Annotated in this window: 11 protein-coding genes and 1 pseudogene; 2 read left to right on the top strand and 10 right to left on the bottom strand. The window is 38.6% G+C overall.

Features of this window, described 5'->3' with window-relative positions; all coding sequences use genetic code 11:
* The first annotated feature begins 593 nt into the window (after window positions 1–593).
* Window positions 594–1,796, top strand: a pseudogene (locus AB8613_RS20990) (IS3 family transposase).
* A gap of 50 nt (window positions 1,797–1,846) precedes the next feature.
* Here the strand turns inward: AB8613_RS20990 and AB8613_RS20985 are convergent.
* Both AB8613_RS20985 and AB8613_RS20980 read right to left on the bottom strand, forming a co-directional pair.
* On the bottom strand, window positions 1,847–2,191 hold the full coding sequence (locus tag AB8613_RS20985; RefSeq protein ID WP_372384933.1) for a hypothetical protein: 345 nt from the start codon (window positions 2,189–2,191) through the stop codon (window positions 1,847–1,849).
* Window positions 2,192–2,358: 167 nt separating this feature from the next.
* A complete protein-coding gene (locus AB8613_RS20980) occupies window positions 2,359–2,823 on the bottom strand; it encodes an EF-hand domain-containing protein (RefSeq protein ID WP_372384932.1) in 465 nt (154 codons plus the stop codon).
* A gap of 628 nt (window positions 2,824–3,451) precedes the next feature.
* Here AB8613_RS20980 and AB8613_RS20975 point away from each other — a divergent pair.
* A complete protein-coding gene (locus AB8613_RS20975; RefSeq protein WP_372384931.1) occupies window positions 3,452–3,652 on the top strand; it encodes a hypothetical protein in 201 nt (66 codons plus the stop codon).
* Window positions 3,653–4,431: 779 nt separating this feature from the next.
* Here AB8613_RS20975 and AB8613_RS20970 read toward each other — a convergent pair.
* The 8 genes from AB8613_RS20970 to AB8613_RS20935 form a co-directional block, all read right to left on the bottom strand.
* Window positions 4,432–5,214, bottom strand: coding sequence for a LysM peptidoglycan-binding domain-containing protein (locus AB8613_RS20970; protein WP_372384930.1), 783 nt, complete (start codon window positions 5,212–5,214; stop codon window positions 4,432–4,434).
* Entirely contained in the window at window positions 5,162–6,205 is a 1,044-nt protein-coding gene (locus tag AB8613_RS20965; protein ID WP_372384929.1) for a hypothetical protein, read from the bottom strand. The genes AB8613_RS20970 and AB8613_RS20965 overlap by 53 nt, the downstream gene beginning before the upstream one ends.
* Window positions 6,186–6,884 carry a pilus assembly protein gene (locus AB8613_RS20960; RefSeq protein WP_372384928.1) on the bottom strand — a complete coding sequence of 233 codons (699 nt, stop codon included), beginning with the start codon at window positions 6,882–6,884 and terminating at the stop codon, window positions 6,186–6,188. Before AB8613_RS20960 ends, AB8613_RS20965 begins: the two co-directional genes overlap by 20 nt.
* Window positions 6,885–6,888: 4 nt before the next feature.
* Window positions 6,889–9,624 carry a TcfC E-set like domain-containing protein gene (locus tag AB8613_RS20955; RefSeq protein ID WP_372384927.1) on the bottom strand — a complete coding sequence of 912 codons (2,736 nt, stop codon included), beginning with the start codon at window positions 9,622–9,624 and terminating at the stop codon, window positions 6,889–6,891.
* 17 nt (window positions 9,625–9,641) lie between these two features.
* Window positions 9,642–10,169, bottom strand: a complete 528-nt coding sequence (locus AB8613_RS20950) for a hypothetical protein (protein ID WP_372384926.1) — start codon at window positions 10,167–10,169, stop codon at window positions 9,642–9,644.
* A gap of 56 nt (window positions 10,170–10,225) precedes the next feature.
* Entirely contained in the window at window positions 10,226–10,831 is a 606-nt protein-coding gene (locus AB8613_RS20945; RefSeq protein ID WP_372384925.1) for a hypothetical protein, read from the bottom strand.
* A gap of 123 nt (window positions 10,832–10,954) precedes the next feature.
* On the bottom strand, window positions 10,955–11,740 hold the full coding sequence (locus AB8613_RS20940) for a reverse transcriptase domain-containing protein (protein ID WP_372384924.1): 786 nt from the start codon (window positions 11,738–11,740) through the stop codon (window positions 10,955–10,957).
* A 102-nt stretch (window positions 11,741–11,842) separates the two neighbouring features.
* A complete protein-coding gene (locus tag AB8613_RS20935; protein WP_372384923.1) occupies window positions 11,843–14,473 on the bottom strand; it encodes an adhesion domain-containing protein in 2,631 nt (876 codons plus the stop codon).
* Window positions 14,474–15,585: the final 1,112 nt, after the last annotated feature.

The raw sequence follows: 15,585 nt of genomic DNA, 5'->3' as shown, positions 1-15,585 counted from the left end.
CCAATCTAAATAAAATTACAAGACTTTATAACAACAGATTGATATGCATGTAGTTTAATTCTATTGGTTACTTTTTAAAGGTCATAAATACCAAACCTCCATAGCCCCACTAAAATTAATTAACAAAAACACAAAAATGACATTTTAATGACAACCTTTAATACCAACACCGACTTGATAGATAATTAATATTTATAGAAAATTACGGGAACTATCACTTGAGATAGAGCTTATTCCTCCAAATACTTCCGGGAAGTCCAACCCCATTTGGATATATTTTCGATTAATACCAACTGCCATATAGATTACAAAACAAATTAACCAAACTCGGGGCCCGGATATTGCCAGAACTGTCTTAAAAATAAAGCAAATTAAATTTAGAGACATACCAAGCATCTCGAAATTAGGGATATTCATATGGTTTTAAACTGAGGAATCAAAAAAATTGAAGGTAAAAAATGGTAATAGGGTATAAACCGAACACCTACTAATAAGTAACCACTTAATAAGACTCGAAGATATACCCTATCTATTATCACTGTACTGTCCTAAATATGGTTGACACATTCTCTAACATGAAATTGGAGAGTGTCATGAAAACAACAAGTAAACGAACTCAACGAGATTATTCTCTTGCCTTTAAATTGGCGTTCGTAGGCCAGGTTGAAAAAGGCGAAATGACTTATAAGCAAGTTCAAGAACGTTATGGGATCCAAGGTCGCTCTACCGTTTTAGTTTAGCTTCGCAAACATGGTCAACTAGATTGGTCTAAAGGAACAGAACAATCGAGAGCGTTAGGAGCGACTATGTCAAACTCTTCCTCAACTCAAACCCAGAGCAACGAATCAAAGAACTCGAGCAGCAATTAGAAGAAACTCAGCTCAAAGCTGAGTTCTTTGAAGCGGTTGTAAAAGTCATGGATCGAGATTTCGGAGTCCGAATCTCAAAGAAGCGCAAGGCCGAGTTATTAAGGAAAAAACGGTCAGAAAGTTGACCGTCACCAAAGCTTGTCACTTCATAGGAGTTACACGACAAGCTTTCTACAAGCGCTGTGTTGCAGAAATTCATCAGACAAAGAAAGATGAATCCGTACTCGGTTTTGTGAAGGAGCAAAGGATGATGCACCCTCGTATAGGGACTCGTAAGATCAAGTATTTACTTGCTCAAAACGATATTGAAATCGGGCGAGACCGCTTATTCTCTTTGCTGAGAATGAATCGATTATTAGTACAGAATCGAAGGGCTTACCATCGAACCACAAACAGTAATCATCGCTTTTACTGCCATCCAAATCGAATCAAAGAAGGCTTAATACCGGAAGGACCAAAGCAATTATGGGTTGCCGATATTACTTATCTAGCAACGCGGCGTGGTAGTACTTATCTCAGTTTAGTGACGGACGCTTACTCAAGAAAAATCGTGGGCTATCACATAGGTGATGATATGAAAGCTCGCACGGTCAAGCAGGCCTTTTTAAACGCGTTGAAAGGGCGGAAGAATACAGGTGAGCTTGTCCATCACTCAGACCGAGGTGTTCAGTACTGCTCTGTTGAATACCAAGAGTTGCATCGACAGTATGGTGTATCTTGCTCAATGACTGATGGCTATGACTGTTATCAGAATGCGTTGGCAGAGAGGATCAACGGAATACTGAAGATGGAGTATCTGTTGAATAAGCCTAATGATTTAGATGAAGCAAAGAAAATGGTCGCCGAATCAGTAAAATCTATAATGAATATAGGCCTCACACAGCTCTAAAATACAAAATGCCCGATGAAGTACATCGAGCGTTTTAGTCGTTCAAGTGTCAACCCATATCAGGACGGGTCACACATAGAATCTAACTCTAATCTCCAACTGTTGCATAATGGATTATATTCCATTCAAGCTTCGCTGAGACTGAATTACTTAAGTTTTGTACCACAACCCTTTGGTGGTAAAAAGATTGACCATTATAATGAAAAACCCCGTCTTCGCCAGGGAGAAACGTTTGATCCTTCACTTCTTTCCAGTGACTGCCCAAAGGCGGCTTCCACTGATAAATCGCCTTAATTGATGTATCGCCGACATTATTAATATGAGTGTTATACCCCACTTCTGGAATTATTGGCGTATCCTTGTGCCAAAGTTCGATAGTTTCTCCTGGCTTAATAGTGCTTGTTTGGGTTTTATTATTTTTTATTTCATTCATAGTATTACTCCGATTATTTACAATAGCCCATATAGGGAAAGGTTTGGAACCCAATAATATAAAACATATCATATAGTTCCAAAATTTAAATTAGCCAATTGAATAAACGCCTCGAAATAAAACTCCATTTCTAAAGGCGTACAATTAATTGCACGCCAAATCTGACTCTAAATCATTTCTACTTGTCTAATTACACCATCCTTGTTTATGTCTAATTTTTCGAAGTATTCACGCGCCATATCAATCAACTCTATTTCAGAAAAATAAAGACTGAGTTGTTCATCATTAACATAAAACTGTTCCAATTCTACCAATGTCACAACACCATCTCCATTTCTATCACGAATTGATAGGCGAGCATTGGCAAGTTCCAAACATTTAATTGCTTCAGAATTCTCAGACATTTCAGACATTTTGATATAACCATCTCCATTTCTGTCTAATTCAGTAAAATATTCGCCTGCCATTTCATTCAACTCTTTTTTTGAAAAATAGCAATTTAATTGCTCGTCATTAACATAGAATTCTTTCAACTCTTCCAGATTTACTTTACCATCGCCGTTAGCGTCGCGAATAGAAAGTCGTTTGTTTGCCAATTGGATTGCTTTATAAGTATTGTCAGTAGATGTCATTTGCTTACCTTACTTTATTATTTATTGACTTTATTATTTGTTGAATGGGCTCCAACAAAAAGAACACTACCAAATTAACTCAGTGGTACACAGAAGTATTTCATATAATGACTATGTTTTGTGAAAGGACGCCTCATTTCACAATTACACCTCATTTCCAAAAATGAAAAATGTGAACCCCCTCTCAACATTTATATCAAAAACAAAAATCAATACCATTATTTAACCAATATGATACATTCTCTGCACATCGTAAAAAGTGTGTGATGTGTTTTGTTATTTAGTGTTCGTCAAGAGCATTTTGTAGCCCAGTATCTTTTGAACTGGGCTTTTTTTTAAAAATGTACCAATAGACCTATCAACCATTAACAACTACATATTTAAAGTAATATCGAGGCTTTAACGACACAATAATACGACTGTACTTAATACACCTACCCAGACTGAAAGATATCCTACCTTGTTAATGAACCCTTATAAATAATATCTTCCAATACGTACAAAATAAACTGATAACAGCCCTTACCAATTAGCATAATGGATATGCAACAAGATAACCCCTGCTAACAAAACCAACGATAGAAGTGTAATAATTTTATCGAAGTAATTTGTTGTAGTAGGAGTTAACATGGACAAATTGAAACTTATAGACCCCGATAGAAAACGACGTAAAGCTTTATCTAAGGCAGACAGATTGGAAGACTTAATTCTCTATTCTTTCAGTAGTAACCACTCAAATGGTTTTTTAAAAAGAAAACAAACACGAAAAGTATGTGATGGCTGTTTAGCGGAACAGACATATAATAAGTTAGATAATAAACAAGAATAAACCAATAAGATATTGCTATTTTATTTAGCGATATCTTAGATTCCAATTCGTCACATAAATGTATAAGCCATGCTCTCGAAATATAGAGAAAAAATCCATTATTTCCTTTACCAATCACTCCTGTATCGAAAAACTGTAACGTCTAGCACAAATTTCCCTATATACTACTCCCCAAAACACCGTGCTCTTCGCTCATTTTTACGACTGTATACATTAATTCATCGATAATTCAAAAACCTAAGTAGTTATCATCTATTACGACTTTATTCTCTAGGGTTTGTCCTCGCCCAACCACGTAGATCAACAATTGATTAACAAATTCCAATAAATTTCCCTTAGACCTAATACCCATTTATCTTTATATAATAAAGCCCGCATGGGGCCTCCCGCTGCGCTAGCTGTAAATCATTAGTTTATTAGGTAGGTTATTGCTGTTTTGGGGCTACCTAAATTTAGAGCGAGACCCTTGCGTTTTAGATCAATTCACAATTAAAATCTAATCAGGATAGAAGCCTCTGTAATATTTCGCTGGTAAATTGGTTGTAAAACAAATGTGACTTAATGCATCTGAAATTAGATATTTTCATTTGCTCCTCCAACCCCAAACTATCGTACCCTATAATTAAGGTTCTGAATTCGATCGATTAACCAAATTTGTTCATACTCCTAGTATTCCATACATAAAAAGGCAAGAAAGTAAGCTACTCTCTTGCCTTTTAGGTTTACCACAACTATTGAATAGAAACTGCTCGAAAGTAGCTAATCTGACGTCATTACATTTAGAGTTTTAGTATATCTCCTGGATAAATAAGATCGGGGGTCTCAATCACTGTTTCATTTAAGTGTATTAACCTATTCAAGGCTATGCCTTTACGTAGCGAGATACCCCAAAGCGTGTCTCCTTTAATAACTCTATAGTACTTTGGAGGACGCTTAGCGTGCTCATTCTCTTCTCTAACTTGATCTAACTCTTTTACTATTACTTTTTCTTCTGGTTCTTGGGTGTAAATATCTGGCATACCCTCATCTGCTGGGGTTTCAATTACGTTATCTGTTGGGAAACTGAACTTTGCCCCAATAATAAATTGATAGTCAGCAAAGCGATCAGTATCTCTTGCTATTGTTTCCATAGTTAACCCGAGTGTATTACTGATACGTTTCTCAATACCTAGGCCGGCCTTGGGAATCGTTTCCCCATTAACAAAATCCACCCCAAGACGTCCATACAACTCAAAATCATCACTCATCTGAGCTGTATAATCTACGGTCGTACCGACGTAAGCGCTACTTGCAATATTTTCAAAGAAGAAGCCGTCTAAACTAACACTCCAAAAATCATTTATTGGTAATTGTGTACCAACTACAAAATTGCTAGACAAATTTTCGGAAACCGAACTAGAATTATCAATTTCGTTGTAAAGCCCTACTCCCGCACGAATGGCGATATCATTCGACTGTGCGAAAGAAGAGAAAGAAAGCAGCACTAAAGAAAAAGTTAAAGACGACGTGCTAGATATCGATCTCAAAAATGACGGTAACTGCATCAGAATAATCTCCTTCATCGACGTCTCCGTAGTGTAAATTATTAAAACTGAAATCTAAATCGAAGCCCAAGTTTTGCCCTTCAAAACCAATTTTCGCGAAATCTTTGTCCATCACTCCATCTTTGATAACCTGCTTGTCCACACAAGCTTCACAAACCAAATCGTAAGGGATCTTCGAGTTAGATTTCTGGTCAACAAGAGAAAAATCGTCTTCTAGTCCAGATGATTTAAACGACATCTTGATGCCTGGAGTAATATACCCGTTAACGTGAACTCGGTAACGTGCCTTTCCTTCAGCGGTGTGATTATCAGTGTCATAGCTAACATCAAACTTCCCATCCCCTAACAATTGAACTGACTCCAAAAAAGATGGCTGATAATCAATGACTATTTGTACTTGATCTTGGTAGATTTGATAAGACTCAATCTGGTTTTCCTCATATATAAGGTAATAAGCTACAGGTTCATTGAACGTCGCAATATATTTACCTGCAGGTAGCTTTGACTGCATAAAATCGGATAATAGCGACGGTAACTTGAAGCTCGGTCGGTAAAAGTCGAACGGCCTGAACTTCCCTCCTTGATCAAGAATAAAGTCAGCCCCACATGACGAATTTGATCGTAACCGGATATCACCACCGGCTATCGATTGCTCCTGACACCGTTGTGCGTTACCAATCACCTCGGATGTTTGAACAAACTTATTAGAGGTTCTAAAATCGATACCAGTATGCTTAAACGAAGTGCTCAACTTAGCGCCAGTCATCGAAGTGAACGTAAGTTCCTTCTGGCTATTCTGATAAAACCCTGGGCTCCAACGTGCTATTGGAAGCATGTTGAATTTTTCACTGGGCTGCCATTGTAAAGGCTGAATTTCCCCACTATTCAAGGTTGCGCCACTCCATTCAACCACGTCACCGGTGATCTTTGCGTAAATCGTTGATGCTTGAACGAAAGAAGATGTTAGGAGAAAACATGCGACTGTTAAATTATAAAATAACCTGTTCATTTATTTCCTCATTCGCATTTATAACCGAAAAAGTTTGCTTACTTCCGTCGTCACTGCCTTTAGGGAAAGTAAATTCTCGAGTAGAATTAGGTAGCAGTCGGTGCTCAAATATACAATCGGACGAATATTCTCTTGTACACGTATTAAGAACTGCATTTAACATTGTGTTACTACGGTTTGTGAACACGAATGTATCTTTGTCGATTCTCTTTAAATCGTAATCGAGTTCAACATTATCGGTGTTAACCGGATCTAAGAAGTAGGTACGGTAACCAAAAGCAACTGCAACAGCTGACTTTTTTCCTTCGTAATAAGGCACAGGAGTGATATCAACCGCATAAACCTGATCTTCCTTAAAATCGCAAGCGTCTTCGCAATGATTCATCATCCTAATCGTCTTTCTTTCACCTGGCTCAAGAATCACTTGAGACGGAGATACGCTAAACGTCCAGTCATCAAAGTTTTTTCGATCTAATTTTTCGATTACTTTTTTTCCATCAACATAGCGCACCTTAAGCATCTCCATATTGATAAACATATCTTGTTTATCATTATTCTCGACTTTAATATCAGCGATGTGTGTGTCTTTATCTGCGATTTCAAATAAACTACTCACCGCGACTGCCATGCTCTGACAACTGAAAAGTACAGTAAAAAGAAAAAATATATATTTGTACATAGTCTTACCTATTTTTAGCAAAAAAATCACTGTTACCAGGAGTTCTAACATAGTTCTGTATGTCATCAAAAACTTGCTTACTTACGATGTCGAATGATTCATTCTCGTTTAAATCGACATCGCTCTTAGCAAACAAATGAATATTATTAGCGAAATTATATTGAATATACTCAATTTTTTCTTTTTGGGATTCTTCTAGAATGCTATTTGGTATTTCACCGTCTAAAACTCCCAAATAATAGATACTATCTTTTTTGTCCCCTAAACCTGAAGACACAAGTTGCATGCCATTATCAAGTGTTTCAATCTTAGGAAAACACTTTGTCATAACGCCACTATTATCTATAGCTTCAGGGTCAACAAAGCAGAACTCTCCACTCGAAGCCACTTTAAAAGGCTTGTCTTTCACTAATGAAATTGAGTAAATACCATCACCCACACGACCGACAGAAACACAACCGTCACCAATGCACTTAACATCATTTAACGGGTTATTGTTAAAGTCTTCAAAGTAACTAAGGAAAGTGACAATTGGTTCCACTTTATTAGAAACTTTATGAACGGTCCCAGGGTAAGTGAACATTTTACTTCGGGTATCATGATTATTTTTACTACTCTTATAACCGCTTATTTCACTATCAACCTGAAAATTATAAGTAGAAAAGTCATTTAACCCTACAATTCTCGTTTTAGAGTCAATTGGAATACTGGTATGGTATCCGGAGTTTATTTGGGTATCAAGAACGCCAAAATCTTCTTCGTCCTTATTAGTATTTCCACCTCTAGCTTCACTTTCGACAATTATGTAAGACTTACTATTTTCTTTTGTTTGATAGATTCCGTCTTTCGTAATCACCGATGTAGAGTCAGCGTTAATCGATAAATTTGTGTTAGAATTATTCGAGATATTCGCGTAAGCGCTCGAATTAAATGTATTGTTTGACATATTGATTCGGCCATTCAACGAAACTTCCGATTGCGCCCCGTCGATATAGTTATTAATCGCTGCATTACCACTTGTATCAACACCGTCTAGTAGAGCTATGTCTTCCTTATCATATGCCAAACTATTAACTAACCTTTGTCCAGTGCGACTTGATGAGTCGATACCAGAAGAATATGTCGTATGGTTATCGCCAAGAGGAATAGTCATACTTATGGAATAAATATCATCAATATCAACAGCTTGATTAAAATTGTCATTTAGCGAACGGCTAAAACCTAAATTTAATTGTAAGTTTCTAAAAATCATAGTGTTATAGCTTATAGCTAAGTTCTGACTTTCAAACCCACTATTGGCACCCAAACTGTCATAGCGAGCTCGGCTACCGTAAAAACTGAGACTTGAAGACAAGATCGGCAGAGAATAAGAAATTGTCGTTTGGTCAAAAGACTGCGCCCCGTAAATCGCCTTTAGTAATGGGGAAATATCAGAGACTCGATTTTTCTTACTTCCGTTGTAGTTTTGGTAATCAAAGCTAAGACCAACAACACTAAGAGAACCGTTATAAAAATGGCCGTCATCTATCTCATTATAATAGGCACTTGCATCCAACCAATCACTCGCATAATTAGCAAGAGCACCAAAACCAAAGTCCTCACCATCTGATTGAGTACTAACACCAAGCATCAAAGAATCATGAAGTAACGACTGGGTAAAAGACGCATCACCATACACGAGACTCTCTTCTGAACTCTGATCACCATGCTCTCCAGTATCGTATGTCGACTCTCTTGCCGTGACATTGTAGTCGTAACCATTATGAGATGTTTGTGAGATATTATTATTGATTCTACGAACAATCCTTTCCTCCGAGTAACCGTCAGCGCGAATCACCAACTCTACATTGTAATTTCCTCGGGGTAAGTGTTTATAACTGATACTGTGTTGCCCTTTTAAAAAAGACTGTGTGTAAATAGTACGCCCGTCACGTAACACATCAACTGTACCAGAGCCTTTGATATCGAAATAAACTTTCTTTGATTGTTCGTCATCAGAAATAAATAGATTATCACTTGAAGAAACGCTTATGTAATAGTTATCTTTTGTATTGGAGTAATCTAAGTTAGATGTCGAGTTGTTCTTGTCAACGCCATAAGCATCATATCCAATTCGAAACGCAATGGAGTTAATGTTATGCTCATAAAATATAGCGTTACTATCTAGCGATGCTTCTTGGTTGCTCGCACCTGAAAGTGTAAAATCACTAGAAACATACCCATTCCCGAGACCCATCGTAAGATCTGAGTTGAGCGTGGCGCTACTATCTTGTCCATAATAACTTGCAAACAAATGATTTCCGAAAATTAAAGCTTGAGTATCAGGCTCAAGGCTTGTGTAACGTAATTCTCTTCGGCCTTCGTCTAGATATTCTGCCGGGACTTTAACATTCATTGTCTTTTTTTCAAAAGAGAAATCAGTTCTTACACCACCATCATTTTCTATGTTTTTACCAGCTGTTATAGCACTAATAACTTCATCAACAAATTTTTCTTTTATTCCAGAATTAAGAATTGCCACACGTAAGCTTTGTTCATCCTCTATATTATTTACACCGTAATAATTAGAATACCCTAGTGATTCAAAGTTCGAATCATTAGGTAAAAATAACATTATTTTATTTTCTTCAAAGTCATAAAAGTGTTTAAACTCCTTGGGTATAAATTGAGCGTGTACACTTTGAGATACTGCTAGACTTAAAAGAATACAGTGATAGAGGTTTTTTCTTAAAATTACCATAGCTACTTCTTAAATCTTTAAAAATCCAACGAGACAAGCAATGTTGCCGCACCTTTACAATATGCCTTACTAACATCGAAATTTGGTAAAGCTTCAAAGTTCACAGTAAACTCTCGATTATCGTTAAGATAAAGTCGGCTAGCGTTGTTAAAACTATCGAAGTGAAGAGGAGCATCCTGAAATAGCTCCTCCCCATCAATCCAATAGCTTGCAAAGTCTTTCTGAACAATCTCTCCAGCAGCGTTTTCGCAAACACTCGAAAGATTTTTTGCAACTAACTCAAAACCCGCTGAAAAGCCTACCGGAATATCCGTTTCCAAGATAAGGTCGGTTGATTCCGAATAAAAGCTCTCTGTAAAACGATTGTAATTAACGAGAAGCTGAGATTCATCAAACCCAAACTTTGTAACCTGATATGAAAAGAAATCTTCATTATCGATGTGTGCATTTAGCTGAAGAACTTTAGTTTGAGAGGTTTCTGCCATCGTAGTGGAACAGAAAAACATCAACAATAGATAAATATTTAACTTTAAGGGTGGTGTCATTTATACTTTCCAAAAAATTAAGGGCTGGTTTCCCAGCCCTGTACATATATCTAAGGTTAACCTTCTAGCGGGCCACTAGAGGCAAATGCAACATCAGCTCGAACAACCGTTGTTGCTGTAATGGTGTCACCACCGACCATTGCCGCTATATCGGAACCCGCTACTGTCCAAGATGTCTCAGAGCTAGTCGATGGGATTTTTGCATCAACAGCAACTAGCTTCTCATCCATGCTAACTTTTGCAACTACGTTTGAAACATCTGTACCCTTTAGGCTAGAAAATGTAGGCGCGGTTACCGAGTAATTAATACTGTCAACACTCATTCCATTAAATTGGTCTTGACCAACTTGAACAAGTTCTCCTGGAGTGTTTGTTGGTTCATCATAAGTATGAAGCTCTAGCTTGATTGGTGATGCAGCGAATGAACCATCTGCTTCTACATTCAGATCACCAGAGGTCAACGTCATCGAACCGCCTTCACCTGTAAAAGTAACCCATGCGCCTGGGATAATTACAGGCACATCTGCTTCCCAAGTTAGTGTCGCACTTGTTGTATCAACGCTACCTTCGTCTGGTGCTGGGCCTTTACTTGCACCTGGGGCTGCAAAAGCAGCAGCTGAAACAAATGATGAGATAAGACTAACTAAAATTAACTTTTTCATTATTAAACTCTTGTATTAAATATAAAAATTAAACGCTTCAACAGACTGCTGAAGACGGAACGAACTATACATGTTGATAAAATAGATAATTAACACCAACCCAACAAATAACAACAAAGCATGCTAATTCAAATTTTCACCAAGAAATAACAACTCCTTGTCGTCATACAACTGCCCTATATAGCTTTTCTTATATGAGCATTTTAGATTAAGTTCAGTTAACGTTTTCTTAATCGTTTTATCAGCTCTTCTCAATGCACCTTTAGAGTTTGTTACCACCAGAATATCGTCCATATATCGAATGTAACGCTGTGTTGTCCAGCGTTGAGAAAAAATCATATCCAACTCATGTAAATAGAAATTACCTAATACGTGTGACATGGCAGATCCCCGAGGTAAACCTTTTTCAATCGATATTAAATGCATATTCAGACATTTTAATGCTCTGTATATTAGGCGTAGCAAATCCAGAGTTGTATAAGCAGAGAGTTTTTCTAATAAAAGAAAATGATCTATCGAGGCGTAATAGTCTTGTACATCTGTCTTTAATAGGTATGTGCCCTCACATACCTGTGCTCTCGCTAGGGCCTGCTTTACACCGCCATGCCCTTTGTATGAATGACATAAAGGAGATCTCGGCAATACTTCAATTAACGTTAACGCGATGGCTTTGATCACCAAAGCGTCTACGGTTCTAAACGTATAAAGATACTTGTTGTCTTTGTACTCATAACTACGAACGGGGCTAAAGTGATATGACTCCCGTCGCAACATATCACTTATTTCCGCCCTTTGATTGCCCCAATCATGAGCAAGATGCCACAAATCATTACTTTCATTTGTTTTGCATTTACTTTGATAAATTTTACGGTAGGCCACATCTAAATTATTAATCACTTGTTCGATCATTGTTCTTTCACCATTTAACAACATCAGGAGTTCTACGTTCCTCGGGTGCTAAATAAGACTCAACAAAAAAGGGCACCATATTGGTGCCCTATGCTTTATGAGCTACAGTTTTGGGACCACACATATCAGGTTGTTCCTTTCCGATGCGAATGCATCGCCTTGGTAGAAACTGCTGTCCACTACCCATTCTGCCCATTCGTCGTGTTCGCCCGGAACTTTTTTATGCGCTTGGGACCAGAGGCTCGTAAAGTAATTCGTGCACCCTGATTTACAGCGTCCGTTCACACCGAACGTCAGATTTGAAGTGCTTGAACCTGGTTGGCGTTGGGTGAACTGCCATCCCATGTCTAGGAGACTCTGCGCAGCTTCCGGTGTATCGTAGATGCTATCAGCATAATATGTGAACCCCAGATCTGCGGCCCAGTTAAAACCTTCTATTTCGTTTACCGGTGTGTACAAACCGCGGGCCTGGCATTCCGTCTTTCGTTCTTCTTCCGTGTAGGGTTCCCCATCCTCTTTTCGAGGTAACTGGACGTAGACTGTACCCGACTTCCCTACTGCTTGCGGAATCCTTGTAAAGTATTGTGGTGTGGTTATCGTGTCGCCGTACGCTGTAACTACGACTTCGTAGTTTATGTTGTCTAGTGAGTTCTTCTCTTTGTCGTTTTCGTTGTCGTATTTAATAGTCTGGGTTAGAAAGTGCAGTGAACCTATAGCCTGGGTGTAGGCATCTGTACTTAGTTCTTTACCTCCGTTTGATGTAAAGACTGCCGGTCCCTTAATTCTTAGCGTTACCTCGTTCGGGGTGTCTCTCTCATCACTCACTACAACGGTTACAGAGTTTGGGTGTTGAAGATCGAATGCGTTATTCCCTGATTTGCTTGAAACAGATTCTAATCGACCATTCGAGAAGGTCATATTCAGTGATTGGGTGTCTTGGGACTCATCGGGGCGAATATATGTTGCATCCACTACGTATGGGTATTCATCCTCTCCTTGTACGTCAGTCGACACCGATACGGTTTGCTTTCCATCATTATTCGTTAATTCACTCGATAATGTGAAAGTCAAGTGATCTAAATTTTTGTAATCAATCTTTTGTCCAGCCACTGGAGCCCCGGTGGCGTCTTTCAAAGATGACTCAAAAACGTTCACTCCACTCATTGGTTGGTTATCCGTTACCGCGGTAAGTTGCAAGTCCGCCGTGTTAGGGTTACCAGTAAACTGTAGCTGCACAGATGGTGTGAAAGTGCTGTTTTCTAAGTTGGTTGTAAAGGTGACCTGCTCAGATATCGCATCCACCACGTTAAAGCTTGCGTATCCGTTTGCGTCGGTTTTAAGGGAAGTACTTACCAGATTTGCGCTCCCAGTCACAGCGCCCTCCACCGTCATACCTTCTAGAGGTTCACCATTGAAAGTAGCCTGAACTGCGACACTTGCTTGATCTTCTCCATCACCAATCGCTACCAATTTGGACTTGGCACTGTCTATACGGTAGCCACCTTCACCTACACATGTGACATATTGCCCCCCTGCATTTGGGGTTTCGCTTGTTTGGCCGGACTTCAAGCTAACAATGGACGCCGAACCACTGTCAAGCGCCCAATAGTCAATCTCGACTGGCCACCCGTCGTACGCGGCAGGCCCAACACCTCCAATATTGGCTAATGCCGCTAGCTCTTCGGCGGTTGGAAGCCTTCCACTTGCTTTACACAAGTCTTTTGCTTGTTGGAAGTTAAATGTCGCTACATTTGCATTGTTAGCACCTACGTCAAGGTGAGTACTGGTGTAAGTCACGCCTTGGGCGTCCGCTTCAGATTTAACCAGCGGTGCGAAGTAATATTTCATATCTAAGGGAAGATTTCCCCAATTCGGGGCGGCTTCTGAGTCATATACTTCTATCCGCAACATGCCTGTGGCATAACCACCGTAATGGTCAGAAACTACATATGATACAAAGTGTTCACCTACTTTTGTTGTTTCAAACCTTAGCTTGAGGTTATTCATATCTTCAGTATCTAAAGGTGAAACCGCAGCGTTCCAAGAATCAACATAAATTAATTGAAGTGAGTCACCGTCTTCGTCAGAAACATAAGTCGATAAATCGATAATCACCTCTTCGTTGGCATTGACTCTTGATCCATTTGGATCATTTGAATAATCGATGCGCGGCGCGATAGGCGCGGCGTTCGCAGACGTTGATACAGAAATCGCAATATTTCCTAATTTGACCTCACTGCCATTACTGTAAGAGTAAATAATTTTTGCAAAGCCAGAGTCTTCTGTGGGTGTGTAGGTAATAGTTTGATTAGTATCATCTGCCGTTGCCTCACCTTCACCAACGAGCGTGACGTCTTGATCCATCGTGTAACCTTCAGGTACTTGCGTTACAAAGTTAGGATCGTTTTTCAGATCAATAACCAGAGTTTCACCCACAAGTGTCGTTTCTGAAATAGACGTAAAGAGCGCTACTTCATTATCAACACTTTTCTGCGCGACCGAAATGGCATACGCAGACGCTCTCTGGTCAGGAACGGCTGAGTTTGTTGCATCGTATTTATATACGCAAACACCGACAAAATCATCGAAGTTCACCGAATAACCTGTAGAATCGACTGAGATATCTTGACATGACTCGAGATCGGTTAATGGGCTAACAGAGCTGACAATGTTATTCCCTTTCTGAGAGGACGAGTGTATTTTCCCCTCAAGTAACACATGAGAAGAGGACATATTTCGTGATAAATTGACCGTATTTTCAGCACTTAAAGTCGACGTCCCCTCACTTGGGGGAGGAAGCTGCCCACTATTTCCAGGAGACGTGCTACCGTCATCAGATGTTCCATTACAACCGGTTACTAGCGCAATCATAAGTGCCACTATCGATTTTCTAGCTTTGTATCTTGAATTAATGAACATTAGCAATTCACTCTCATTAATTTTTGCATAATAATTATCCTTGTATTTTTATATATCAATTATGATGTTGTCATAAAAGACTAGTCGACTAGACTAGTAATAAATTTTACAAACGTATTGTTAACTATCTAAAATGTACTAATTTATATCTTTATAAGTTTCATATAATTCCTTCAGCAAAGAAAACACGAATGGATTCGTTATTGTTCTCATAAAATCCATCTTGAGTAAATAAACATTGCCAATAGCATTATCTTCTTTATTAGCTGATAATAGCTCCCCCCAAAGCTCTCAATTAATTTTAGAAAACCCATGCCTCTTGCAATTACATAAAAATCTTCAATTTTCTCATGATGATAACAAATATGGTTTAGAAGCAGCCCTACTAATATTTTGTAATGTTCTCTATTAGAGTAATATCCAACATTAAAAACGACTGATTCCTTATCGAAGTCAATATTTACGTTATGGCCAAACATCGCTTTCAAATAATTAATATCATGACTAATCGATAGATGTGATATGACTTTGTCTCTACTACGCAATGAACAGAAAGTCACATTATTTTCATCTAGTCGATTTAAAACGGGAAGGGCGCGGTTATAAGACAAAGTAGATTCATAAAACCCTGGTAATAAACACTGCAGCTTAGACCAGTTAACTTTCTCGATAGAGGGTTTCAATCTCGAGTCGGATGCTTCTTTATAAGTCAGTATGCTGTGATACGATGACTCAACATTATTGAAAAGCGATTCGTAAACTGTGAACTGTGAACGGGGAACAGCAGGTGCAATAATGTGTTGTAGATTAGGGTAAAAGTTGAAGTCGAAACAACGTACTACTAACAGTTGCTTTTCTAGAGCGGGAATTGTTCGTCCATTTACCCAACGACTGAGCGTAACTGGATCCAACTTGTCGAACGATGA

Origin of the sequence: Vibrio sp. BS-M-Sm-2, assembly GCF_041504345.1 — a bacterium.
In the GTDB taxonomy this organism is placed as follows: domain Bacteria; phylum Pseudomonadota; class Gammaproteobacteria; order Enterobacterales; family Vibrionaceae; genus Vibrio; species Vibrio satsumensis.
The sequence above is the reverse complement of the archived record's forward strand: the minus strand, read 5'-3'. Positions and strand labels throughout refer to the sequence as shown.

Excerpts from the sequence above, each read along its gene's own strand:
- AB8613_RS20950 (WP_372384926.1), bottom strand. The coding sequence starts at position 10,169 with ATGACACCACCCTTAAAGTTAAATATTTATCTATTGTTGATGTTTTTC.
- AB8613_RS20980 (WP_372384932.1), bottom strand. The coding sequence starts at position 2,823 with ATGACATCTACTGACAATACTTATAAAGCAATCCAATTGGCAAACAAA.
- AB8613_RS20985 (WP_372384933.1), bottom strand. The coding sequence starts at position 2,191 with ATGAATGAAATAAAAAATAATAAAACCCAAACAAGCACTATTAAGCCA.
- AB8613_RS20945 (WP_372384925.1), bottom strand. The coding sequence starts at position 10,831 with ATGAAAAAGTTAATTTTAGTTAGTCTTATCTCATCATTTGTTTCAGCT.
- AB8613_RS20960 (WP_372384928.1), bottom strand. The coding sequence starts at position 6,884 with ATGTACAAATATATATTTTTTCTTTTTACTGTACTTTTCAGTTGTCAG.
- AB8613_RS20965 (WP_372384929.1), bottom strand. The coding sequence starts at position 6,205 with ATGAACAGGTTATTTTATAATTTAACAGTCGCATGTTTTCTCCTAACA.
- AB8613_RS20940 (WP_372384924.1), bottom strand. The coding sequence starts at position 11,740 with ATGATCGAACAAGTGATTAATAATTTAGATGTGGCCTACCGTAAAATT.
- AB8613_RS20975 (WP_372384931.1), top strand. The coding sequence starts at position 3,452 with ATGGACAAATTGAAACTTATAGACCCCGATAGAAAACGACGTAAAGCT.
- AB8613_RS20935 (WP_372384923.1), bottom strand. The coding sequence starts at position 14,473 with ATGTCCTCTTCTCATGTGTTACTTGAGGGGAAAATACACTCGTCCTCT.
- AB8613_RS20970 (WP_372384930.1), bottom strand. The coding sequence starts at position 5,214 with ATGAAGGAGATTATTCTGATGCAGTTACCGTCATTTTTGAGATCGATA.
- AB8613_RS20955 (WP_372384927.1), bottom strand. The coding sequence starts at position 9,624 with ATGGTAATTTTAAGAAAAAACCTCTATCACTGTATTCTTTTAAGTCTA.